Consider the following 1,498-nt stretch of genomic DNA (forward strand, 5'->3'; position numbering starts at 1 on the left):
TGCAGATCGTGACGGCAGGTAAGAAGATCTAAAACCGTCCACCATGTCTCCGAACATGTGTCCACCATGTCTCCGGTACATACAGGGAGAGGGCTGGGGTGAGGGGATCTTTTTGCTGTTGCTTTTGGTGTCCGCCTAGGTCTTGATGTCTGACGCGGCAGCGGGATGCTGCTCAGCGACGAATCAAGGGAGGAATCATGGCTAATCACTATCGCGAGCTTCTGACAACACCCGGCGCCACAGGGTTAGTGCTCGCGAGCTCAATCGCCCGCTTGCCACAGGCGATGATCGGCATTGGCATCATCACCATGCTGGTGGAGCAAACTGGCGTCTACTGGTTGGCCGGTGCGGTCGCCGGTACGTTTACCCTGGCCAATGCGCTGCTCGGCCCGCGCATTTCGAAACTTGTTGATCAGCGTGGTCAGAGCCGAGTGCTACCCGTGGTGACGGCATTCAGCATCGTCATGTTGCTGTCGCTGATCTTCGCCGTTTACATGAGGGCGCCTGCCGCATTGTTTTTTGTTCTGGCGGCTCTGGCCGGGACAATGCCGAGCATGCCATCGATGATCAGGGCACGCTGGACGCAGTTGTTCCGGGGCAAGCCGCAACTGCACACGGCATTCTCTCTGGACACGGTGCTGACCGAACTCGCCTACATCATCGGTCCGCCACTGGCGATCGGTTTGAGCGTGAGCTTTTTCGCCGAAGCCGGGCCGTTGGTGGCGGTGGCGCTGCTGGCAGTCGGGGTGACGGCGTTTCTCCTGCAGCGCCAGACTGAACCTAAAGTGGTCGTGGGCCATGCCAGCAATTCCGGCTCAACCCTGTTGATTCCCGGTGTTCGCACGATTGTCCTGGCGCTGTTGGCGATGGGCGCCATTGGCGGATCCATTGATGTCGCCGTCGTTGCCTTCGCCAACGCACAAGGCTGGCCAGCGTCGGCCACCTTCATCCTCGCTGCCTACGCGTTCGGCTCGCTGGTGGCGGGGCTGACGTTCGGTGCGTTGCGGGTTTCGCTGGCGATTGAGAAGCAGTTCTTTATCGGGATTCTGGTCACGGCAGTCACCGGCGTATTGCCGATCTTCTCACCGGACGTTTATGTGCTGTCGGCGATGCTGTTTATCGCCGGCATCTCGTTTGCGCCCACCATGGTTGTGGTCATGAAGCTCGGGACGATCATCATCCCGCCGTCGCGGATCACCGAAGGGCTGACCTGGATGACCACCGGCATCAGCATTGGCGTGGCGCTTGGGGGCATGCTGGCGGGGGTGGTTATTGATGCTTTTGGTGCACGCGCAGGGTTCGGCGTGGCGATTGGCGCGGGGGTGATGATGATGGTGGTGGTCCTGATTGGGCTGCGCACATTGGCGGCTGTTTCCACTGCGCGTGTTGAGCCGGCCTTTTCGCCCTCACCCTAGCCCTCTCCCTGTATGTACCGGACACATGGTGGACAGGTGTTCGGACACATGGTGGACACTTTTTAATAGACACATTGCTCATC

General features: G+C 59.7%; 1 protein-coding gene. It reads left to right on the top strand.

Annotation, left to right across the window (positions count from 1 at the left end):
• Positions 1-197 precede the first annotated feature (197 nt).
• Positions 198-1,415 carry an MFS transporter gene (locus tag ACIOWE_RS30145; RefSeq protein WP_401398611.1) on the top strand — a complete coding sequence of 406 codons (1,218 nt, stop codon included), beginning with the start codon at positions 198-200 and terminating at the stop codon, positions 1,413-1,415.
• The last annotated feature ends 83 nt before the right edge of the window (positions 1,416-1,498 follow it).

This window comes from Pseudomonas sp. NPDC087598, assembly GCF_044743525.1.
Lineage (GTDB): Bacteria > Pseudomonadota > Gammaproteobacteria > Pseudomonadales > Pseudomonadaceae > Aquipseudomonas.